Origin of the sequence: Thiomonas sp. FB-Cd (assembly GCF_000733775.1) — a bacterium.
Lineage (GTDB): Bacteria > Pseudomonadota > Gammaproteobacteria > Burkholderiales > Burkholderiaceae_C > Thiomonas_A.
This window is the reverse complement of sequence record NZ_JPOE01000005.1, coordinates 859,992-883,790: the sequence shown is the minus strand read 5'-3', so window position 1 is coordinate 883,790 and position 23,799 is coordinate 859,992. Positions and strand designations below refer to the sequence as shown.

The following is a 23,799-nucleotide window of genomic DNA, read 5'->3' as shown; positions in this document are numbered from 1 at the left end:
GATGGCATCCGATCAGTCAGGTGTGATTATCAGGAGGAAGATCAGCCAGCATCGCGGCCGCTGCCAAACAAGCGGCGCAACAGGCTGGGCTTGGTAGAGGCATCGAGGGCCATTCCGTCATAATGCCGAGCAATCTGTTCCAGATTCTGGAAAATCAGAATGCGGGCGTTGGCTCGCTTGCCAGTGCGTTCGAACATGTGCTGCACAGCCCGCATGGCGCTGAGTGAATCGCCGCCGAGATCAAAGAAATTGTCCTGGGTGACCACTTGATCAAGCGGCAGGCCCAGCACCGAAGCCCAGACGTCGCGGATGATCTGCTCAGTTGACCCCAGTGGGAACCGGGACTCCTCCAGTGTGGAGCAGGTCTGAGCAACAGCAAGCGCCACGGCGGGCGCGCTCGGTTGCACAACGTGTGCGAGACGCCGCAACACGGCGTGTACGCGCGACGCTTGGGGATCGAGCAGTTCGGCCAAGGCGGCTTGAGGCCGATCGGCAAGGCGGACGACGAGCTCAAGATAGCGCTCGCGCATCGCTGAAGCCGTTTGTGCGGTGTAGATGTCGGCGTTGTAGGTGATGCCGCCTTCCAAGCCGTGCGGCACCTCCATTAACCACAGGCCAAGGTCCTCGGTGGCTCCTTTCTGAAATATCAGAATGCTGCTCTGCTTGATGCCACCCCAGCTGCGATTGCGATCGCGCGCGTCTTGAAACGAGAACAGCGCTTGGTAGAGGCCCGACTGTTGAGAGCGAGCCTTGACTTCGGGTTCAGCCATGAGACACTCGAACGGTACGTCCTGGAAGGTGCTGAGGTCCAGCAGCTCGCGTTTGACTGCGCGCATGAATCCGGGGAACGTTTGGTTCGGGTCAGGTTGCAATTGCAGCGGGAGCAGGTTGTTGAAAAAGCCCATCACGGGTTCGACTTCGGCAATGCTGCGGGCGCGTGTGGGCACGCCGATGACAACGCTGGGACTCTCGGCGATCTGCGCCATCATTGCGGCATACAGGCCCAGCATCGCCATGTTGAGCGTGACGTCGTTCTCACGCGCGATGGACCGCACGCGCTCGGTCATTTCGCGATCAATGCGCACCCACTCGGTTGCGCCTTCGCCGCTCATGCGCGCGCTGCGGGGCTTGTCGGTGTTTGGCGCATGAGGGACGGGTGCGCCGGCGATGCGCGTTTTCCAGGTCTGCATGAGCGAGCCGAAGTCATCGGCTTGCATCCACTGGCGCTGCCATGCGGCATAGTCGGCATAGGTCACGGCTAGCGGTGGCAATAGCGACGCTTCAGGTCGGCCGGCACTGCAGGCCGGATAGAGCGTAGCCATCTCTACATACAGCAAATCGAACGACCAGCCGTCCCAAATGATGTGGTGAGGCATAAACAAGAAGGCATGCTCCTCGGCCGCGAGCTTGAACAACGCCACTCGAAATAGCGGAGCTTCGTGGATGTCGATGGGCTGATCGACGATGGCCTGCATGCGGCGCATAAGCTCGGATTCGCGCTGCGTGTCGGGCACACCGCTAAGATCAATGAGCGGTAAGGTCAGGTCAACCACCGGCAACACAACCTGTTCATGGCCTTCGCTCGATCGGCGGATGACCGTGCGCAGCACTGGTTGCCTCTGCACCATCGCACGCAATGCTGCCTCGAACGCGGCCACGTCGAGTGACCCGCGCAGCCGATGCGCTGAGGGCGCGTTGTAGGTGACGCGCCCCGGTTGAAGCTCCTCCATGAATGCGATGCGCTCCTGCTGCGCTGACAGTGGCGCCGTGATGCGGGCCGGATCATGCGCGATGGTCCGACGCCTACTCGCGCCTTGGGCTCGTTCGTGCTCCACCACCGCCGCCAGCTGTTCGGCGGTGGGTGCCTGGAATACTGCGCGCAGGGGCAGGTTGAGATCGAATTCGCGGTTGATCTGGGCGATGAGCCGCGCTGCCAGCAGAGAGTGTCCACCGAGAGCGAAAAAGTCGTCGTGCACGCTCATCCCCGGTAGCTTCAGCACGTTTTCCATCGCGGCAATAGTGGCTTTCTCGATCGGATTGCGCGCGTCCACACGCTGATCGGACTGTCCCACAGCGCGACTCGGCGCAGGCAAGGCGCGACGATTCACCTTGCCGTTGCTCAGCAACGGAATGGCTGGCAGGGGCAGGACGCAGGCCGGCACCATGTAGTCTGGTAACTGGGCACGAAGCGCCTGGCGCAGCGCGTTGCCTTCTAGGGACGAAGCTCCTGTCACGTAGGCAACGATGCGCATGTCGCCAGGTTGATCTTCCCGTGCTACAGCAACGGCCTGACTCACGCTAGGCAACGCAAGCAATCGGATTTCGATCTCGCCGAGCTCGATACGGTACCCGCGAAGCTTGATCTGATCGTCGATGCGGCCGAGGTAGTCCAGCGCGCCATCGCTGCGCCAACGGGCCATGTCACCGGTTTTGTAAAGTCGTCCGCCGGGGTTGAACGGATCAGGCAGGAAGCGCTCGGTGGTGAGATCGGCCTGCGACACGTACCCCAGCCCCACCTGTACGCCGCCGATATACATTTCGCCAGCCACGCCGATCGGCAACGGGCGCAGCCCAGCGTCGAGGACGTGCAACTGGGTGTTGGCGATCGGCGCGCCGATGGGTACGCGCTGCGCAGAGGCGTCAGGGCGACATTCCCAGCTGCTCACGTCCACTGCAGCTTCGGTCGGTCCGTAGAGGTTGGCTAGCCGGGCTTGGGGCAACACCGCAAAAAAACGTTCGACCAGTTCGCGCGGCAGCGCCTCGCCAGAGCACACCACTCGCCGCACTGATGTACATTGCGTCGCCGCAGGCTCGTCAAGGAAAAAATGCAGCATCGACGGCACGAAGTGCAGCACGTCGATGCGTTGGCGTTGGACGAGCTCGACCAGATAGGCGCTGTCGCGATGGCCGTCGGGTTTGGCCACGACCAAGGTGGCGCCGACCATCAGCGGCCAAAAGAATTCCCATACCGACACGTCGAAACTGAACGGTGTCTTTTGCAACACGCGCTCGCCCGGCTCTAGGGCATAAGCCTCCTGCATCCAGAGTAGCCGGTTAACGATCCCACGATGACTGTTGATAGCACCCTTGGGGCGCCCGGTTGAACCCGACGTGAACAGCACGTAGGCCGGATCATCGGGTACGCCGAGCAGATCAATCTCTTCCGAGCCGACATCGAGTCCTGGAAGCGCCACGTCGAGGGAAATCGTGGGCAAATCGGGACCAAACGCGGCGGCGTGTCGGTCGCGATCTGGCGTGTGTGCCAGCAGCAGGCCGAGCTTTGCGTCGGCCACCATGTCAGCAAGCCGGGAGGTGGGTAGAGAGGGCTCGAGCGGCACATAAGCGGCACCGCTTAAGCATACCCCGAGGAGGGCGACGGTCAGTTCGATTCCACGCGGCGCACATACCCCAACGAGTACACCGGGACCTGCGCCATGGGTGCGCAGCTTCCGCGCCAGAAAGCTTGCGCGTGCGAGCAACTGGCCATGAGTCAAAGCCTGACCTTCGAACACCAACGCGGTGGCTTGCGGGTTTTGCCTCATACCTTGCACAAGCACGTCGCTCAGACGCAAGTGTTGAGGATAGGCGCGCCGAGTAGCATTCCATGCCGCAAGAAGGCGCAGTTCGTCATCGGGCGGTCCAAGCAACTCGGCCAGACTGCTGCCAGGTCTGGCAACAGCGCCCTGCAGCGCGCTGTGGTACAGCTGGAGCCAGCGCGCAATCGTCGCCTGCTCGAAGAGTGCCGTTTTGTATTGGCACTCTAGAAGAAGATGGTCTTTCTCTTGGGTGACGTTGAGATAGAGTTCGAAGTTTTCTGCGCTGCGCGGGTTGGACGCGATCTGCGAGCGCAGACCAGTGGGAGCGAATCCGGAGGGATCGATGCGCGTGTCAAGATTGAACAAAACCGACACCAGCGGCAAGCGGGAAGGATCGCGCGGAACGTGCAGGTGCTGCAATAAACGACCGAAGCCAGCGCTCTGGTGTTCCTGTGCATCGAGAACCTTGCCGCGTACCTGCTGCGCATACCCAGCAAAACTATGTTCGACATCGACGTGCAGGCGAAGCGGCAGCAGATTGACGCAGTGGCCGACCAAATTCCGTAAGCCGGTCGCCGCTTGGTCCGCGCTGGAAACGCCGACGACTACGTCGCTCTGGCCAGACAAGCGTGCAACCATGGCGCCATACATCCCGAACAGGAGCGCAAAAAGGCTCAGCCCCTGGCTGGCAGCAAGCTGGCGCAGCGCAATTGTTTCATGCTCATCGATGCGAAAGTCCTCGCGGCGAGAGGCAAAACTGCGCTGTTGCGGGCGCGCGGCGTCGGTGGGGAGCTCTAAGGAGGGGGGCGTCGGAGTCAGCTCGGCGATCCAGTATTGCACGTCGGCCTCGAGATGGCGATTTTGGTCCTCGCGAGTTTTCTCGACTGCGTATGTGGCGTAGCTTTCCGCAGGCGGCAGGATTCGGGGCGATCCGTCTGAATTGGCCTGCGCCAGCAGAACCGGGAGTTCCTCGAGGAGCACGCCGAAGCTCCATCCGTCGCACACGATGTGGTGCGCAGTGAGTACGAGCACGGCGTGCTCATCGGCCAGCTGCACGAGCTGAGCGCGCAGCAGGGGGCCGTGTTCGAGGTCGAACGGGCTGTCGACGTCAGCGTGGATGTGAGCTTGCAGCGACTCGTCCTTCTCCGCATTCGACAGCTCAGAGAGATCGTGCGCGGGTAGGTCGATTTGCACGGTTTCGGCGATGAGCATTTCCTGACCGTCTGCGCTGAAGGTGGCGCGCAGCGCGTCGTGGCGGCCGGTGAGTGCTTGCAGCGCGGCGCGCAGCCCTGGCCAGTCAAGGGGGCCCCGCAGGTCGACGCGCACAGACTCGTTGTAAGCCAGGCTGGCTTCGGTTCCGAGTTGACAGGCAAGCCAAATCTCGCGTTGTGCTTCGGTGCTCGGTACGACGCGAGCTAGTGGCGTGGCAGCAAACGGGTCGTAATCGACCGGGGTGGCGCTGGGGTGCATGGGTTGGCTGGACATGGGCTTCAGGCTCCCACCTTCAGGTATTGCGCGGGGTTGGCAGGGTCTGGCACGTACCACGCGGCCTTGCCCATGGGGTCACGGCCCAAGCGCGCGCCAGGCACAGGAGGTTTGCTCGCTTCGAACGCTACGCTCACGGGGGACACGCGGCGCGGCAGAAATTCGGATTCCTGCAACTCCCGCACCGAATCCTTGAACGCGGAGGCGATGAGGCGAATGTCGGCTTCGCTGTGCGCGGTGGTGAGAAAGCACGGGAAGTTGTCGAGGATGTGCACGCCGCGGCTGCGCATCATGGCGAACAGCAGGTCTTGCAGCGGATGATCTTCGAGCCAAGCCACGCGCCAGAGCGAAGCAAAATGGCGGATTTCGAGCGGCGCACCGACTTCGCGGCAGAAGGCACTGAGTTCCTCGGCCAATGCAGTGGTGGCTGTGTTGAGCTTCTCTTGCAGTGCCGGGCCTTGTTCCTTCAGGTACAGCAGACTGGCGTGCGCAGCTGCGAGGGCCAGGGGATGGCGTACAAAAGTGCCAGCAAAATAGGTGACGCCCACGCTGGGGATGGAGTCGTCGCCGTATTGCCAAGACCCGCCGTCGAGGGCGTCCATGAATGCGCGCTTGCCGGCGACCACGCCGATGGGCATGCCGCCGCCGATCACCTTGCCGTAAGTGGCAAGGTCGGCCCGAATGCCAAACAGCGCCTGGGTGCCGCCGAGCGCCGAGCGGAAGCCGGTGATGACTTCGTCGAAGATCAGGCATGTACCACTCTGTTCGGTAATGGCTCGAACCTCCTTGAGAAAGTCGACCGGCCGGAACTCAGGTCGGCGGCTTTGCACGGGCTCGACGAGCACGGCGGCAAGATCAGCGGCGTGGTCTCGGATGAACGCAAGCGACTCGGGAGTGCCATAGTCAAGCACGCGCACGTCGCCGAACATGCCGCGCATGATGCCGGGCGCACCGGGGATGCCCTTGGCGTTTCGTCCCGCGCGTACCACCACCTCATCGAAGGTGCCGTGGTAGGAACCGGTGAACAGCACCACGGTGCTGCGGCCGGTGACCGTACGGGCGATTCGCACGGCAGCCATCACAGCCTCGGAACCCGTGTTGCAAAGGCCGGCCCGGTCAAATCCCGTGAGTTCGCACATCAGATCCGCCACTGGGCCCGACAGCGGGTGCTGTGGGCCGATGTCGTAACCGGCGTCGAGTTGTTTGCGCACGGCGTCGACCACGAAGTCGGGCTGCCAGCCGAACAGGCTCATGCCAAATCCATTGAGCACATCGACGTACTGGTTGCCGTCCAGATCCCACAGATGCGAGCCCTTGCTGCGCTCGATGACGATTTGATAGACGATGTCCTTGATCATTGGCCGAAAGCCGTTGACCACGCGCGGATCGGCCAAATGATCGCGGTGCTGCGTCGTGTATGCGCGGCTCTTGCCTGTGCGCTCCACATAGCGGCGCATGAAGGCGGCCAAGCGAGCGCGCTGTCGTTCGGTCAGGGGATTTGTCTGGGTGTGGATGCGGGCAATCGCGCCGAATGCTTTCTTGACGTCGTAGCGCTGGGTGTCGACATCGTCGGGCGCGGCAGCGGTGTCGGTAGCTACAGGTACGCCAGGGCGCGATGCCGGTACTGCCGTAAGAGCGGCTTGCGGCGCCACGGTTTCCTTAGCTGCGGGCGCGCCGGCAGGCCCTTGCGTGATGAGGGTTGGCATGCCGCCAAGAAGCGCCAACTGCTGTGCCATGAGTTGCATCTGCTGCTGGATGAGTTGCTGCACAGCAGTGGTTTGCACGCCCGTGTGGACCGGTGATATTGCCATGGCGGGTTGCATGGCTGCGAACCCCGCAGGCTGGGGCGAAGCGGCGATATTCTGCACAACTGCGGCCTCCAGTCCTGGAGCTGGCACGGCGGGCTCTGGCGGCAGCTGCGCATCAATGTACACGGCGAGCTGGTCCATGCTGCTCAAGGATTCCATCAGCTGGCGGAAGGTCACGGGGACGCCAAATTCTCTCTTCACCTGGAGGGTGACTTGCGTCAGCGTGAGGGAGTCGATGCCAAGTTCGACGAACGCTGCCGAGGCGTCGGCTTGGCTCAAGTCGGCACCCGAGACATCCTCAAACACATTTCGCAGGCGGGAGATGATCTGGCCTGTGCGATGAGCGGATGTAGGACCGGCGGCGGTATCGGGCTGGGTCGTGGACATGACGGTTGGATGGGCGTGAGGAATGAAGGCCAGCACGGCGGCGCCGGGGGCGGATGGTTGAGCGGCATCCTTGCTGGTCGAGGCGTCTTCCGCCATGGCAGCTGGAGTCACAGGCGTGGCCCGTAGGGCTTCAGGTCCCGCATCGGAGCCTGCGATCGGCGCATCAACCCAGAAGCGCTTGCGCTCGAAGGCGTAGGTTGGCAGCTGGATGCGATGACGACCAGTGGACGGGTTGGCTGCGGGGGTCGGCAGGTCGATGCCCGCTGTCCATAGCGCACCTTGCGCCAGGAGCATCTGCGCGGATTCGCGGTCCGGTGCGTCGCCAAGGCTCGGGAGCGCAAAAACAGTGCCGGCAGGACCATGTTGACGCACCAAGCCGGTGAGGGTGGTGCGCGGGCCAATTTCCAGAAACAGTGCCCCCGGGTGGCGGGCCAGCGCTGCGCGCACGGCCGGCGAGAAGCGCACCGGTTCACGCAGGTGGCGGACCCAGTAGTCGGCGCTCGTGGCGTCCTCCTCGCGCATCCAGGCTCCCGTGCGAGTCGATGCGATGGGCGTGGTGGGGGGCAGAAGAGTGGCTGTTCCTGCCGCGACGGCGAAGTCATCGAGCGCGCCATCCATCATCTGTGAATGGAAGGCGTGAGAGGTCTCCAGCAGACGACACTGCACCCCAGAAGCCACCAGTTCGGCCTGCCATGCCTGCACGTCGGGCGTGGGGCCGGCAGCAACGCAGGCGGCTGGCGCGTTTTCCGCAGCAATGGCGAGCGTTTTGGGAAGACGTGCGAGCATCTCCGCCAGGGGTAGGCGTACCGACAGCATGCTGCCAGGCGGTTGGGCCTGCATTACGGCGCCGCGCCTGGCTACCAACCGCGCGGCGTCGCCAAGGGTCATCACTCCGGCGAGTACGGCGCAGACGAATTCGCCTACGCTGTGGCCGATGAGCGCCGCCGGTTTGGCGCCCCGTGCTAGCCAGCTTTGTGCCAATGCATATTCAAGGGCGAACAGTGCAGGCTGCGTGGTGGCGGTTTGCGCGAGTGACGCGCCATTCAGCATTTGTGCCCGTAGATCGAAGGGGAGATGCAGTGCAAGAGCCTGCAGTGCCGCATCGAACGCAACGCGAAAGGCGGTATCGCTCACATATAGGCCGCTGCCCATGCCGGGGTATTGCGCACCTTGGCCGGAGAACATCCAAATCTGTGGCGGTGCGCTGCTGGCGACCTGCCTCTTCACCCGCATCGCATGACTCGGGATTTGCAAGGCGGTTACAGCTTCGCTCACGCTCGACGCCACGACGCACAGGCGGTGCGCGAAGACGCTGCGTCCGACTTGCAAGGTGTGGGCGGCGTCGGCTAGGTTGACATCGGGATGGCCCTGGAAATGCGCGGCGAGTTGTGCGGCCATGGCGTCGAGCGCGGTGGATGTCTTGGCAGAGAGCATCAGCAGTTGCGGACCGACCGCAGCGGATGACGCCGCACGCAGGGGTGCCTCTTCCATCACCACATGGGCATTGGTGCCGCCGACGCCAAAACCGCTGACGCCCGCGCGGCGCGGGTGCTCGCCGCGAGGCCAAGGCATTAGCCCGCTGCAGACGCTAAACGGGCTATGGGCAAAGTCGATGCGCGGGTTGGGCGTGGCGTAATGGATGCTGGGCGGCAGTTGTCCGTTGGCCAGCGCCAATGCTGTCTTGATGACGCTTCCTGCGCCTGCAGCGATGACCATGTGGCCCACGTTGCTCTTGAGAGACCCGATGCGGCAAAATCCCGTGTCTTCGGTATGCTCGCGGAAGGCGCGGGTGAGTGCTGCCACTTCCACGGGGTCGCCCATCGGTGTAGCGGTGCCGTGTGTCTCCACATAGCTGATGCTGCGGGCCTCCACCTGCGCGTCGCGCAGCGCAGCCTCGATCACCGCGGCTTGGCCATCGATGCTGGGTGCGGTGAAGCTGGCCTTGTCGCGTCCATCGTTGTTCACGGCAACGCCGCGGATCACGGCCAGCAGCGTATCGCCGTCAGCCTGTGCGTCGGCCAGGCGCTTGAGCAGAACAACGGCGGCGCCGTCAGAAAATACCGTGCCTTGCGCCTCGGCGTCGAAGCTTCGAGTCCGGCCGTCGGGCGACAGCATCGCGCCCTCCTGGTAGAGATAACCGCTGCGTGGCGGGCACGCGATTGAACTGCCGCCAGCCAGCGCCATATCGCACTGTCTGGCGCGCAACGCAAGCACTGCTTGCGCGATGGCCACCAGCGATGTGGAGCACGCGGTGTTGACAGCCACAGCCGGCCCAGTCAGGTTGAGCCGATTAGCCACGCGGTTGGCGACGTAGTCCTTTTCGTTGCCGAGCATGACTTGGAAGGCGCCCAGACCCTCGATGAGATCTCGCCGGTACTGCAGGTGGTTCTGGAAATAAGTGGCGTTGTGCATGCCAGCGAACACACCCACGGGGCCATGTGTGGCATCGGGCGCATGCCCAGCGCGCTCCAAACATTCCCAACACAGTTCGAGGAAAACCCGCTGCTGCGGGTCCATCAATGCAGCCTCGCGCGGGGAGATGCCGAAGAATGCGGCATCGAACTGCTCGATGCCCTCGATCACACCCCGGGCTTTGATGTAGTCGGGGTCGAGTTTCAAAGCGGAGGGGATCGCCGGGTCAAGTTCAACATCGGCAAAATGTGTGATGCCGTCGCGGCCTTCACACAGCATCGTCCATAGGGCCTCGACATTGGCGGCGCCTGGAAATCGGCCGGCGGACGCGATGATGGCGATGGGATCGGTGCCGGTCTGAGCAGCGCCATGACCAAGCGGGCGGGTGCGCGCCAGGCGGCGCATGTCGATTGTCGCAGTGTCACCCGCCCCAGAGACTACGCGTGCCAGCCCTTGGGGTGTGGGCTGGCTGAAAAAGGCGTTGGTCTCGAGCGTAACGCCCTGCTGCGCGAGCAAGGCCAGAACTTTGAGCACACGCAGCGAGTCACCGCCAAGGTCGAAAAAATTGTCCAAACGCCCCACAGGTTCGACGCCCAGTGCCTGCGCAAAGGCCTCGCATATGCGCGCTTCCGTTTGATCGCGCGGGGCTTGGTAGGGTTGCGCCAGTTCAGGGCGCGTGCCCGGTGGATCGGCTAGCGCGCGTGTATCGAGCTTGCCGTTGGGCGTGATTGGCAGGGCATCCAACCAGGTGAACGCCGCGGGGACCATGTAGTCGGGCAGGCGCGCCGCCAGATGCGCGCGCAGCGAGGCTGCGGGCACGGCGTCGGTTTTGGCCACGAGGTACGCCAGAAGCCGCGCGCGGCCCGACGGATCCTTGCGCGCGATAACTGCGCAAGATCTGATCTCTGGGTGTTCCAGCATTCGTATCTCGATTTCGCCCGGCTCGACGCGAAATCCGCGAATCTTGATTTGCGAATCGGCGCGGCCGATGTAATCAAGGTTGCCGTCCGGAAGGACGCGCGCAAGGTCCCCGGTGCGATAAAGGCGCGCGCCCGGCTCGGTGGAAGGAGGGGCTTGCACGAAGCGCTCGGCAGTGAGGTCGGGGCGGCCGAGATAGCCCACGCCAAGACCAACCCCGCCGACGTAGAGCTCGCCAACGTCGCCGGTTGGCAGTGGTTGCAATTGCGCATCCAGCACGTGCACGGTGGTGGCATTGACCGGCTTGCCGATCGGGACGCTGCGGGCATCGGCCGGTAGCTCGCGCGGGATAGCGTACGTGGTGGCAAACGTTGTGCATTCCGTCGGGCCGTACCCGTTGATGATTTGGGTGTCAGGCAGCGCAGCGAGGGCTTTGCGAACATGGGGTACGGACAGGGCCTCACCGCCGGTGAGTAGTTGGCGCAGGCCGCGCAGCTGCGCTGGACTGTCGTCAACAACGGCGTTGAAGAGGGCGGCTGTCAGCCAAGCCGAATCGACGGCGTGGGTGCGGATGGTGCGCGCCAACCCGGCGGGTGTGGGCAGAGTTTCATCATGCAGAACGCAGCAGCCACCATTGAGAAGAGGGCCCCAGATTTCCAGCGTCGAAGCGTCGAACCCGAGTGGCGCGGCATGCAGCATGCGCGTGCGAGGCCCAAGATGCATGAAGTTGGGCTCAAGTACCAGGCGCAGGATTGCCGCGTGCGGAATGCCGATTCCCTTGGGCACGCCGGTGGAACCCGAGGTGAACATGACGTAGGCAAGAGGCATGCTGCCCACGCCAGCGGGTGCCGACAGGCGCGGGTCCGCCTGTGCAGAGGTGTCGAGCTGAAGCACGGCAGCATGTGCGCCAAAGGTCTGGGCGTGTACGGTGGTTGCGACGACGAGCCGCGCCTGCGCCGTGTGCAGCATATGAACCGTGCGCGCGGCGGGATATGTCGGATCAAGTGGAAGGTAGGCGCAACCACATTGCAAGATCGCCAACATGCTGCTGATGGCGTCGAATGAGCGCGGAAGCGCTACGCCGACGACCTCGCCGGGGTGGACACCGCATTCACGCAGGCGGTTCGCAAGCGCATCAGCATTGGCCTGAAGTTGCCCATAGCGCACCGTATGCGCGCCATACACTAGCGCCACCCCGTCATCATGCCGCGCTGCAGTCTGCGCGAATGCGTCATGCACGGTTCGCGTAGATTCTGCAATCGTATTTTGCTGCGCGGTCATGACCATATTCCCCCAGAGCGCTGGCATCACCGCTTCACATCGCATGCGATGCCCAGGCTAACGTTCGATTCGCATCTCTCGACACCCAGCCAGTCTGCAAGGATTCAGTTGCAGAAAAACAGGCGTGCGGAGGCGATGAGCGTCAGTCTAGGGTCTCGGGACGCAGATTTGTGCCCCTTGAATAGGGTAAAGACAAGGGATTTTTGGTGGCCACATGCACCGTGCGGCAAGCCAGAAGAACGTCACGACCGGTCCGCGACAGCTGCTTCAGAAGCGCGAACGCGGGACACAAAGTTCGGTACTCAAACCTTGAACTCAGTATGCGTAATACCCATAGGGCGAAGATGCTGAGGGTGTGCGGGACTGATTGAGGAGAGTCATGACGATGCCGCTTTCCTCAAGGATGGATAGCGCTTGTTGCACCGACCCTTGATGAGTCTTTCCCGCATGCACGACCAGAACGATCTGTCCCATCTGCGGGGCTATCACACGCGCCTCTGCTGAGGCCAGAAGGGGCGGTGCATCGAAGATGACGATGCGATCTTGCTGGTGGGCGGCCATGCGATCGAGAAAGTCTCTCATGGCCTGGCTGCTGAAAATCTCGGTGGCGCGGTCGTCTTGCGTGCCTGCAGGCAGGAACGTCAGCTTGTCCACATTGGTGGAAAGCTCGACGTCGGACAGGTCCAGGGTGGAATCGAGTAGAAGATCAATCAGGCCCCGGCGCGTGTCTTGCAGACCGAGGCGGCGGGCCGCTGACATGCGTGTGGCGTCAGCATCAACCAGCAGCACGCTGTGGTTCATCTCCATGGCCATGCTCATCGCCAGGTTGATCGATGTAAAGGTCTTGCCCTCACCAGGCAGACTGCTTGTGATCATGATGAGGTTGCCGCGCTCCACGGGGTCGGCGGTTTTTCTTCCTTGAACGTTTGCCAATAGCGGGCGCTTGACCCCACGAAACTCATCCTGCAAACGCGAACGTGGTGAGCCTGGAATGAGGTAACCAGCCTGCTCCAGACCCGCCAGATCGATCTCGATGCGGTGCTTGGCTGGTGCCAGCGGCGCCGTGGGGGTTGGGATGTCCTGTAGCACCCCGGCCAACGACGCGGGGTGAGTGGGGCTGAGTGCAGCCGATTCGGCGTCGTGCGCCCATGGCATCTCAACCCCGGCCTTTCGGAGTTGTTCGAGGCGCTTGCTGGCTTGTTCGATGGTGCTCACGGCGTGTTCCTCAAGGGATCAGGTGAAGCATGTTGACAATCGTCCAACTCACGAACACAACGACCAACAATCCAGAGCCGAGCATGAACAAATGCTGGTTGCGCCGATCCTGTGCAAGGAACAAACGTGTGGGAACGAGGGTAATCGAGCCAAGAACGGGTCGGTCGGTGGTTTCACGCAATTGCCTGGCATTGCGGTAAGTGGGCACCAACAGCACAAGCAGGTAGGTTGTGAGCATGCCAAGTGCTATGGCCAGCAACAGTACGAGAGCGATCAGGAAGGTGCGTCGCGGGAATAGCGCGGTGGGGGCTAGTCGAGGTGGGTCCACGATACGGAAATAGTCAAGCTTGCGGCTGTCGTCTTGGTTGCGCGACAGCAGTGCGGCTTCCCGGCGCTGGACGAGCTTCTGGTAATTATCATTGAGCACGTTGTAATCGCGGTTGAGTTGACTGTATTGCTCATCGAGCTTTGGCATCTGTGTGGCCTGAGTGCGAAGCTGCGCCAAACGCGCCTGTACGTCCCCCATTTGCGACTGCAGCGCCGCCACGTTTGCATCGGCTTGCGCCAAGCTGATTCGTAACTGCTGATAAACGGGATTGGTGGCCTCAGAATACTGCGACGAGATGCTCGGCGCTGCCGGTGGGGCTTCCTTCGCCTGCTGTTGCTTTTCCCGCTCTAGACGAGCTAGGGTCTGGCGAGTCGCGATCACGTCTGGGTAGGCGTCTGTGTAGCGCTGTAGCAGATCGTCCAGGCGCTTGCGCTGAGCGGCGATGCGCATGTCGATGTCGGGCGTCTGGCCACCAACGACGATGTTGGTGCCGGGCAGCAACTGTGGCGCCAGGGTAGGCTTGACGTCAGCAAGCTGGCGGCGGAGGGCGTCGCGCGAACTTGCCGCTGAGCTCAGTTGGCCTTGCAGCAAGGTGAGTTGGTCTTGCAGTTGCGCTTGCCTGGTGTAATAGTCAGTCGTTGCTTGGCCGGAGTACCCCGGGTTGGCGGTCTTGAACTGTTTGAGTTTGTTTTCGGCATCACGCAACTTGCTGTCGTAGATGGCAAGCTGGCTGTCGATAAACTGCACGGCTTGGTCAGAATCCTTGCGGTTGCTGTCGATGCCTTTGGTAACGAACAGGCGGAGAACGCTGCGCACCACGCCTAGGGTTTGATTGGGGTTGTTGCTGGTGAAACTGACGGAGTAGAGGTTATCGCGTCCGTTGATCTTGAGCTCGATGGCCTTGGTCAGTTGTTGGATGAGTCGCTCGCGTTTGAGCGCATCCGCTCCTGGGGTGAGGAGGTGGTTTTCATTGATGATGGTGTTGATGTTGGGACGCGACAACAAGGTGCGCGCGAGCATGTTGACTTGTTCGCTGATGTTTGGCTGGACAGTCAGGCCTTCGAGCAAGGGGCGCAGCGTGCTCTGGACGTCAACATAAACCGTGGCCGATGCCATGTAGCGTTCTTTGTAGGTTGCAACGCCGACCGCGCCGAGAAGCGCAAAGCCCCATGCCACAGCAAGCCCCCACCAGCGCTTCTCCCACATGGCGGGAAAAAGATTGAACAGCGGGCGAAGCAGGTCGTTCATAGGGTGCTTTCAGTCGGCGCGGGTGCGAGGCAGCGACGAATCATGCGGGAGCCAGGCAATCGGGTAAACCTGCGAATGCGGGGGAAGATCTTTTTTTGGGGAATCGCAGGCGGTCTAGGCATGTTCAAGATAGGCCCGGAACGCGCCGTCACGTTGTGCAAATAGCCAGTTGGAAAGGTGCCAGGCGATCCGTTCCGCCGCGTGTCCGTCCCACGTCTCGGGGAGGTGCGCGCGCTTTCCACCGCTGTCGAGAATTTCGGAAATTTCTTGGAACATGTGGCGCAGGCTCGAGCCCACGAGCACATTGGTGCCATCTTGTACGGATGCCTGTCGCTCCGTGCCATGGGCCAGAGTGAGACAGGGAACGCCAATCGCCGTAGCGTGATCCTGCATCCAACCGCTGTCGGTCAGCACGCAGACGGCCTCCCGTAGCAGGCCGAGAAGTTCCAGATAGCTAAGTTCGGGCAAAACCACCATGGCGGGCTCCCCGCGGGAGCGATGTCGTGGCAGCGTGGCTCCTAGCATATGGCGCATGGGCCAGACGAGGGTGATAGTGCTGCTGAGGCGATGCAGGGCAGAGTTGCGCTCAGCCAGTGTGGGGTCATCCTGCTCCTGCGCCGCCTGTTCAATCCAGACTAGGGCGTAGCCTTTTGGCTGCGCCAAAACGTCTGGCGAGGCACCGAATTTTCTCAGGGTTCGGGCCGGATCGACGCTACGTGGGAGACATTGGAGCAGCGCGTCGATGGAGGGATTTCCGGTCAGGTGCATACGGCTGTCTGGAATCCCCTCGGATTGAAGGTGGGTCAGCGCCGGATGCTCGCTGACACATAACAGGCTCGCGATGTTGTCCAGCAAAACCCGGTTCGTTTCGCGGAGATCGCTGCGTTCGCCATGACGGAAGCCGGCGTCGATGCGCACCACTGGGACGCGGCATTGGCTTGCGGTCAAGGCGCAGACGACACTCACGCCAGCTTCGTCGCAGATCACCACAGCGCTCGGGGCATGCGCGTTCAGCAGGCCGGCGAAGGTGGCCATGACCTCAGCCAAGCGCCCAGCCTGGCTGGATGCTTGGAGGTCGAGAATAAATCCGGTGTCCGGAAGGCCGAGATCAGCGGCGTCGCTTGCTACGATCTCCGCGTCGGTCAGCGCATCGGGACCTAGGATTTGCACCAGTTTGACTGGCGGCAGGTCTTCGCGCGCTGCGAAGGCGCGTATCAAGGCGCTTATCGCGATTAGAGCGGCGCGCGATGCAGCCACGCATAGCAGCGGCCCTGCGCTGGGTGGGTTTGAGGTGAGGGGTAAATCGCCCGCAAGCTGAAGATCGAGATAGGCGGCATGCGAAACGTGTTCAGGTGGCGATGCATTCAGTGTTTCATGGAATGTCGCCTCGGCAGAGGATTTTTCCGGTTTGCGGCTGCCTGATTCGCGCTTGAGCCTCGGGTCGGGCGGTGTGGCCGGATCAGTGATCGTGGCGTGCGCGGTCGTGTGTGTGGGCGCATTAGAACCACCCGCTGTTGAGGGCTGCGCTGCGCCGGTGAGTTCGCCGCGGATTTCGGCTGCAACACGTTCGACGCGCTCGGCATCAATGAGCTCGCTGTTTTCAAGGAACGCAGAAAGCAACAGGCGACTGCAGAGCATGTTAATGCGCCGCGGCACGCCTGCCGACCAGTGGTGCACGGTTTCGAAGGCCTCATCGTTGAATGCGGGGCGATTCGCCCAGCCGACGTGGCGCAGACGGTGTTCGATATAAGCGCGAGTTTCATCGGCATCCATGGGGCCGAGGTGACAACTTGCGATCACGCGCTGGCGCAACTGCTCCATTTGGGGTAAGCGCAGGATATCTCGCAACTCAGGTTGGCCAACCAAGAAGCTCTGCAGAAGCGCGCGGCTCCCGAACTGAAAGTTCGAGAGCATGCGCAATTCCTCGATCGCAGCCGGCCCCAGATTCTGTGCCTCATCGATAATGAGCAGGGCGCGGCGATGGGTCGTCGCTAGGGATGCCAGAAAGGCCTCGAGCGTGACCAGAAGCTTAGCCTTGCTCATTCCGTCGCAGGGAATGCCAAAAGCCAGGGCCACGGCGGATAGCAGTTCCCCGGCCTCAAGCTGTGTGCTGACGATCTGCGCTGCCACCACTTTGGCTGGGTCAAGCTCCGCCAGAAGCGCCCGCAACAAAGTGGTTTTGCCAGCCCCGATGTCTCCAGTGAGAACGATGAAACCCTCGCCCTGGAACGCGCCAAAGCGAAGGTACTGATGCGCGCTACCGTGGCCTCTACTCTCGAAATAAAAGCTTGGGTCGGGGTTAATCTGGAATGGGGGCGCAGAGAGGCCAAAGAACTGCTCGTACATGGCTGTACTGCATCTAAAACCGGTGGATCGCGCCGATGTAAATGGCGGATTCGTTGGTGTTGGGGACGGCGGTGGACACGAGAAATTGGCGACGAAGGCCGATGACGCCAGTGGTGTGCGGGGAGAATCCGTGGTCAAGCTGGATCATGAAGCTGGTCTGCCGCGAGCTTTGTCCTTGATTCGGTCCGAAGCCCGAATTATTCGCGCGCACGACCGTGAAGTTGACGTTGTCGATTGGCGTGAGCCTGCGGCCAAAATTGAGCGCGGCTCCAGTTTGAATGTTGTCGGTTGAAAGTGTCTGGATGGCTTGTAGGAGAGCCTGCCCGGGCAAAAATAGATCCTCCGTCTTGACGCGGTAGAGCGTCAACGCATATGTGTTGCGCTCGCGGAGCATGAGCGCCGTAAGGCTCAGGGCATTTTGCAGGTTTGCTGAAGCCGTGAAGAAATTATTGCTCGTCGCAAGACTGGCTGGCAGGCCGCTACTGTTAAGCAGGTTTTGCACCGCCTGCGCACGGCTCACAGGGTCAGGGTATTGCGACAACAACATGCCGTCGACCAAGCTCGCGATGTTGCCACCGGGATTCGCGCCATTGGCCAGCGCGGCCAAGTAGGTTGTTGGCCCGCGCGTCCAATTCGCGCTTAGGTTCAATAATGGCGAGCCGCCCACCGCCTGCAAATTCCAGCCGGTGCCGAAGTAGCGGTGCTCCAGCGTGGCGTCGACGCGGCCGAAAGCGTTGGGTTGCCAATGACCGCGCACGCCGTAGATTGGCTTGCTTTCTGATGCGAGGAAGGCTTGCACCTTCTCGTAACCGCCGATCAACCCAAGGATCAATCGGTCGGACAGCGCATAGTTGCCAATGGCGCGGAAGGAGGATTCCTTCAGTGATGCTTCGGCCTCATTGTCGTAGGTCGTCTCGGTCTGCCTTGCCAGCAGCGTATAGCCCAAGCGCACGGGTCTTTGGTCGAGGCTGACGGTCTGTACCGTATAGCGCCCGCCGTAAATGCCGGTATTGATTGGGATGTTGTTGGTTTTGGTCCAGGTGTCGTCGCTCCGCGCGATGAAGCGCAAGTCTGGGGTGATGAGCCTGTCGATGTAGGGACTGACGCGATATTGTGTGGTCGTGTACTGGTTCGACGAGGGGCCACTGAACTGGCCGACGTAAGGGTTGATGACGTTCTGCTGTGACTGAATGCCGGCATCAAAGTACACGAATCGATCGACGAGCTCGCTTCGGAGATTTACGCTGCCACTGGGCAGGATCTCGTTGCCCAGGGTGCCGCGCAGGTAATACAGGCCGTACAAGCTGAAATCGCCGCGCAGATGCCAATGCGCGTGGTCCGATGCGACCACCAGGCGCGGCACGATATTGAGGATCGTATCGCTGCGCGGTGGGCTACCGTTGCCAAAATTTGCATTGCTAGTGGACATGCCCAGTACCGCCACTGATGGAGCGAGATAGGTGGTGGGTGGCGCTTCAACGGCTTGCGGCTCGGCGCCAGAAGCGGTGTTGGCCGGCAAGACCGGCAAGGCCGGAAGGGCTTGGGCATGCACAACGGGTGCAGCTGCGCATGCGATGAGGATGGCGCTCGGGAGCGTCGCGCGACGATAGTTCATGGCGAGGTTTCCCCTGGGTCTTCGGAGTTTTGAGCCCTATTCAAACACGATAGGCGCCGCGATCCGTCAGAACCACCCTTGCGGGATCACGATCGTGTCGCCGGGCAACAACGGCACGTTATCAGCCATGTTGCCGCGACGCAGCAAGCCATCGAGGCGCACGCTATAGGACTTGCCGTTCCGAATCAGCACGGCGGCGTTGCCGTTGGCGTAAGGGCTGAGGCCGCCAGCGACGATCATCGCATCAAGCAGCGTCATCCGGTCACGGTAGGGAATGCTCTGGGGTTTGGCAGCGGCACCGACGATGCTTACTTGCTGGCTTAATGCGCCGTGGAAATTGCTCACGACAACCGTGACAACGGGGTCGCGCACGTACTTGGCGATGTGCTTGGAGATCTCGGTGGCGAGTTGATCAGGCGTAAGACCGGCGGCTTGCATGCCACTGACTAATGGCGAGGAAATGCGACCGTCGGGGCGCACCTGTACCGTGGACGACAGGTCAGGGTTCTGCCATACGGTGATGTGCAGGGTGTCGCCCGAGCCAATGATGTAGTGGTAGTCCGATGTGGCGACTTGGCTGGGTGCCGGCGGAAAGTTATTGCTCGCGCAAGCCGACAGAAGAAAAGCCATGAATGCCGCAAACAGTCGTGGCAGTCGGCCTGCGTGCCGGGGGAGGGAAGTGGTGCACATGAACTTCTCCAATAAAGAGGAAAACGCAACGGGCTGGCACTGATGAGCGACGGAGGATGCCTAATTGTCGGTGCAGTCTATGACACGTGATCGGGCGCCGATCACCCTCTATCAGGGGGTTACGAGGGCTGGGGCTCTGTGGAAACATCATGCACAGATCAGCATCCGTGAAATGCCGGATGTGAAGCTGAAATAGTGCATCGCGGTATTCCCGCGGCTTATTGGCGGAGAAACCGATCGGGCAGCCGCACCAACGGCGGGATCCGCCTGAGCGAGGCTTTCGCACACCGACAGGTTGTCAATGGGGGACTCACGTCATGATCCGCGTATTTGACCAGTATGTCCCGACCCGGACGTTGCTGGAGTTGTCGACTGATCTCATCGTGTTGACATTCTCTGGTGTATTGGCCGGCGTCACGCTCACGCTGGCCGCCGGGCTACACGATCCGAATCTTCCCGGTGTGCAGTTGACGGTCTTGCCTTCGGCGATTTTCGCTGGGGTGATGCTGCTGCTCTACATCACGTTTGGTGCTTACCAGCGTGATCGCGTGAATTCGCTGCGCATGCTTTTGCTTTGCGCGCTAATTGCCAGCATGGTCAGCGTCGGCCCCTTGTTCTTCATCTATTTCAAGCTTTTTTTCCCCCACCGCTACGCGCTTCGCTTTCTTGGCTTGGCGTACTGCTACCAGTTCGTGCTTCTTGTGCTCGTTCGGCAGCCGGTTCTGGGAGGAAAGGCCCGACAACTATGGACCCGCGCAGTACTGGTGGTGGGCAGCGGACCGGATGCCATCAGCGTGGCGGTTGACATCGCGAGCCAGGCTTCAGGTGTCTATCGGGTTGCGGGCTTCTACCCTTCAGGCCACGACCCCGAGCCCGCAGGCACATTACCCGCCCCGCTATTCCGTCGGGAGAGCCCGCTCGACGATCTCGTAAGGCAACTTGGCATTGACGAGATCGTTGTGGCGGTGCGCGAACAGCGCGGGGGTGCAATCCCGCTCCGCCAATTGCTTGAATGCCGCACACAGGGGATCCCTGTGCATTCGCTGGCCACTTTCAGTGAGCGACTGAAGGGCGAGGTGCCGCTTGACAGCCTGAAGGCTAGTTGGATGATCTACGGCCATGGATTTTCGCAGGGGGTCGTGCGGACGACGGTCAAGCGCCTGTTCGACATCATGGTCTCGCTCTCGCTCTTGCTGATGTTATGGCCGGTCATGTTGCTGGCGACGTTGGCCATTTGGCTCGAAGATGGCGCGCCGGTGGTCTTCCGGCAGGAGCGCGTGGGTCGGTTCGGCAAGCCGTTTATGGTGCTGAAATTCCGAAGCATGCGCAAGGATGCTGAGATGGACGGCGTTGCGCGCTGGGCGCAGGCGAATGACAATCGCATCACACGCGTGGGGCGCTTCATCCGCAAAACCCGAATCGACGAACTCCCGCAGCTCATCAACGTACTCAAAGGTGAGATGAGCCTCGTCGGGCCGAGGCCAGAACGGCCGTCCTTTGTCGAGCAGCTTACCGAAGCGATACCCTATTACGCAATTCGCCACAGCGTCAAGCCTGGTGTGAGCGGATGGGCGCAGGTACGCTTTTCCTATGGGGCATCGCTTGCCGAGGCGCGGCGCAAGCTGCAGTTCGATCTGTATTACGTCAAGAATCACTCGCTTCTTCTCGATGTGCAGATCATCCTGGAGACAGTGCGCGTGGTAATTCTCGGCGAAGGTGCACGCTGAATGGGTGCGCCACCATATGAGGTTCATGCAAAGCGGGCGAGCCCGGGTTTAGTGCGTTCAACAAATTCTTAAGGTGATGTATGACCGTCGTTGCAGTCGTGGGTCTGGGTTATGTTGGTTTGCCGCTCGCCGTTGAGTTTGGCAAAAAATACCGCACGATCGGATTTGATTTGTCAAAACACAAGATCGATGCCTATCTCAAGTGCATCGATCCGACCGGTGAGGTACCAAGTAGCGAGCTTCAGGCGTCCAAGCTGCTCGAACCCACATGCGATGCCAGTCAATTGCGTGAAGCCGACTTTGTTATCGTCGCCGTACCCACGCCGGTGGATGCCGCGCATAACCCGGATCTATCGCCGCTGGAATCGGCCAGTGAAGCGGTTGGGCGCAATCTGAAAAAGGGCGCAACGGTCGTGTTCGAGTCCACCGTTTACCCGGGGGCCACCGAGGACGTATGTGTTCCGATCATCGAACGTTATTCCGGCCTGCGCTGGAAGCAGGGTTTTTTCGTCGGTTACTCGCCGGAGCGCATCAATCCCGGCGACCGGGAGCACACGCTCACGCGCATCGTCAAGGTCGTCTCGGGTGACTCGCCCGAGACGTTGGAGCACGTCGCGACGATGTACGGCAATGTGATTGCGGCCGGGGTGCACAGAGCGTCAAGCATTAAGGTGGCTGAGGCTGCCAAGGTCATTGAGAATACGCAGCGTGACCTGAATATTGCGCTTATGAATGAACTGTCGCTGATCTTCCACCGCATTGGCATCGACACCACCGAGGTGCTCCAGGCGGCGGGCACGAAATGGAACTTCATGCCTTTCCGCCCTGGGCTGGTCGGTGGGCACTGCATCGGCGTCGATCCCTACTACCTCACGCACAAGGCTGACACGGTCGGGTACCACCCTCAGGTCATCCTGGCTGGACGACGCATCAACGACAGCATGGGGACGTACATTGCTGAGCAAACTGTCAAGCAAATGAGTCAGGCCGGGTATCCGATTCGGGGTGCCAAGGTCATTGTGCTGGGGCTGACTTTCAAGGAAAACTGCCCTGATCTGCGCAACTCCAAAGTCATTGACGTCATCCATGAGCTTCGCTCGTACGGTGTGGAAGTTTTCGTGCATGATCCCATGGCAGCGCCGGACGAAGCCCAGCACGAGTATGGCATCGACCTCGTTCCCTGGGAAAAGCTGCCGCGCGCAGCCGCCATCGTCGCTGCGGTAGCTCACGACCCCTACCGGCAGAAACCATTGCAGGAATTTCTAGACAAGCTCGAACCGCGAGGTGTGTTCATGGATGTCAAGGCTGCGTTCGACGCAGGTCAATTGCGCAGCCACGGTCTGTACGTGTGGCGGCTCTGAGGGCCATGGACATGCGCGAATTCGCTCTGCCCGAAATCCCGCCGGCCTTCGATCTACGGGAATCCTTAGCTACGCCCAGGCGGTGGCTCATCACTGGGTCCGCGGGTTTCATTGGTTCGCACCTTCTCGAACACTTGCTGCGCGCTGGGCAGGAGGTCGTGAGCCTCGATAACTTCGCCACGGGTTACCAATGCAATCTGGATGAGGTGCGCCGCATTGTGGGTCAAACCGCATGGGCACGCCATCGCTTTATCGAGGGCGACATCGTCGACCCGCAAAGCTGCCGCGATGCGTGCGAGGGCGTGGATATTGTGCTGCATCAGGCGGCACTCGGTTCAGTGCCGCGTTCGATCGAAGACCCACTGCGCACTCACGCAGTTAATGCCACGGGTTTTCTCAATATGCTCGTCGCCGCGCGCGACGCCCGCTGCGCTCGATTTGTGTTTGCTGCGTCCAGCTCCACCTACGGTGATCATCCAGGTTTGCCCAAAGTTGAAGATCGCATTGGCAATCCGCTTTCGCCTTATGCCGTCACCAAATATCTGGACGAGCTGTATGCCGGTGTGTTTACGCGCACCTACCGGATGCAGACCGTGGGTCTGCGTTATTTCAATGTATTCGGACCTCGGCAAGATCCGAATGGTGCCTATGCTGCTGTCATTCCCAATTGGGCGAGCCGCATCGCGCGCGGCGAGTCCTGTTTCATTAATGGCGACGGCGACACGACCCGTGATTTTTGCTATGTCACCAATGTGGTGCAAGCTAATTTGCGCGCTGCCCTCGTTCCAGCCGAGAAGGAGTGCCATGATGTGTTCAACGTCGCATTCGGCGAGCAAATCACTCTTAATGAGCTCCACACGTTACTCGGCCAAGAACTGCAGGGCTTGATACCGGGCCTTGCCGTCCTTCCACCCCGATACCGTGACTTTCGCAAGGGTGATGTTCGACATTCGCTGGCCGACATCACGAAGGCCCGCATGCGCTTGGGCTACGCTCCAACCCACAGCGTGCGTCAGGGTTTGCATGAGTCAATGCCGTGGTATGTGCAGCAGCGGGAGGCCGAAGGGCTCCCCGAACACTGATCATCGCGAGTAAAGAGATCCAACGGGTAACGCTTGCTGAACAAGCTGATGGAACACAATGTCGATGTGTAAACGCGGTCGAGTCAACCATCGTCGTTCGATGCCCGATATGCCTGGCGAACGGATTGCTCCGAGTTCGGTGCGCGCCGGGGCTGTGTGCTGCTCACCATGCAGCCAAGACCTTGAGCAGATTGGCTGCCAAGTGGACAGAAAGGGCCTTGCCAAATGCAGAGGCATCGGAAGTACGCATGCAGCGTTCTCGCGGCAGAGCGAAGCGGCATGAGAAATCCGGAGAACACGAATTTCAAATTTGGCGATCTAGAGGTAGAGCGAGCGCGCTCAGGTGCCGCGTTGCCGTCA

At 61.3% G+C, this 23,799-nt stretch carries 10 protein-coding genes; 3 read left to right on the top strand and 7 right to left on the bottom strand.

Going from position 1 to position 23,799, the window contains the following annotated elements:
• Nucleotides 1-41: 41 nt before the first annotated feature.
• The 7 genes from CD04_RS0117885 to CD04_RS0117855 form a co-directional block, all read right to left on the bottom strand.
• Complete coding sequence (locus CD04_RS0117885; protein ID WP_081858073.1) at nucleotides 42-5,021, bottom strand: non-ribosomal peptide synthetase; 4,980 nt, start codon at nucleotides 5,019-5,021, stop codon at nucleotides 42-44.
• Nucleotides 5,022-5,026: 5 nt separating this feature from the next.
• Nucleotides 5,027-11,785 carry a type I polyketide synthase gene (locus tag CD04_RS0117880; protein WP_038168836.1) on the bottom strand — a complete coding sequence of 2,253 codons (6,759 nt, stop codon included), beginning with the start codon at nucleotides 11,783-11,785 and terminating at the stop codon, nucleotides 5,027-5,029.
• 357 nt (nucleotides 11,786-12,142) lie between these two features.
• A complete protein-coding gene (locus CD04_RS0117875) occupies nucleotides 12,143-13,042 on the bottom strand; it encodes an XrtA-associated tyrosine autokinase (protein ID WP_031409259.1) in 900 nt (299 codons plus the stop codon).
• Between the two features lie 10 nt (nucleotides 13,043-13,052).
• Nucleotides 13,053-14,618 carry an XrtA system polysaccharide chain length determinant gene (locus tag CD04_RS0117870; RefSeq protein ID WP_031409257.1) on the bottom strand — a complete coding sequence of 522 codons (1,566 nt, stop codon included), beginning with the start codon at nucleotides 14,616-14,618 and terminating at the stop codon, nucleotides 13,053-13,055.
• 114 nt (nucleotides 14,619-14,732) lie between these two features.
• Nucleotides 14,733-16,964: an XrtA/PEP-CTERM system-associated ATPase gene (locus CD04_RS24240; protein ID WP_038168542.1), complete on the bottom strand. Its 2,232-nt coding sequence runs from the start codon at nucleotides 16,962-16,964 to the stop codon at nucleotides 14,733-14,735.
• A 13-nt stretch (nucleotides 16,965-16,977) separates the two neighbouring features.
• The gene (locus tag CD04_RS0117860; RefSeq protein WP_051849394.1) at nucleotides 16,978-18,579 is read right to left on the bottom strand and encodes a TIGR03016 family PEP-CTERM system-associated outer membrane protein; all 1,602 of its coding nucleotides are present in this window, start codon (nucleotides 18,577-18,579) and stop codon (nucleotides 16,978-16,980) included.
• Between the two features lie 66 nt (nucleotides 18,580-18,645).
• The gene (locus CD04_RS0117855) at nucleotides 18,646-19,269 is read right to left on the bottom strand and encodes an XrtA/PEP-CTERM system exopolysaccharide export protein (RefSeq protein WP_031409252.1); all 624 of its coding nucleotides are present in this window, start codon (nucleotides 19,267-19,269) and stop codon (nucleotides 18,646-18,648) included.
• 317 nt (nucleotides 19,270-19,586) lie between these two features.
• Between CD04_RS0117855 and CD04_RS0117850 the strand changes: the two genes are divergently transcribed.
• The 3 genes from CD04_RS0117850 to CD04_RS0117840 all read left to right on the top strand — a co-directional run bounded on the left by CD04_RS0117850 (nucleotide 19,587) and on the right by CD04_RS0117840 (nucleotide 23,439).
• Nucleotides 19,587-20,996, top strand: a complete 1,410-nt coding sequence (locus tag CD04_RS0117850) for a TIGR03013 family XrtA/PEP-CTERM system glycosyltransferase (RefSeq protein ID WP_031409250.1) — start codon at nucleotides 19,587-19,589, stop codon at nucleotides 20,994-20,996.
• 80 nt (nucleotides 20,997-21,076) lie between these two features.
• On the top strand, nucleotides 21,077-22,357 hold the full coding sequence (locus tag CD04_RS0117845; protein ID WP_031409247.1) for a nucleotide sugar dehydrogenase: 1,281 nt from the start codon (nucleotides 21,077-21,079) through the stop codon (nucleotides 22,355-22,357).
• Between the two features lie 11 nt (nucleotides 22,358-22,368).
• Nucleotides 22,369-23,439, top strand: coding sequence for an SDR family oxidoreductase (locus CD04_RS0117840; protein WP_031409245.1), 1,071 nt, complete (start codon nucleotides 22,369-22,371; stop codon nucleotides 23,437-23,439).
• The last annotated feature ends 360 nt before the right edge of the window (nucleotides 23,440-23,799 follow it).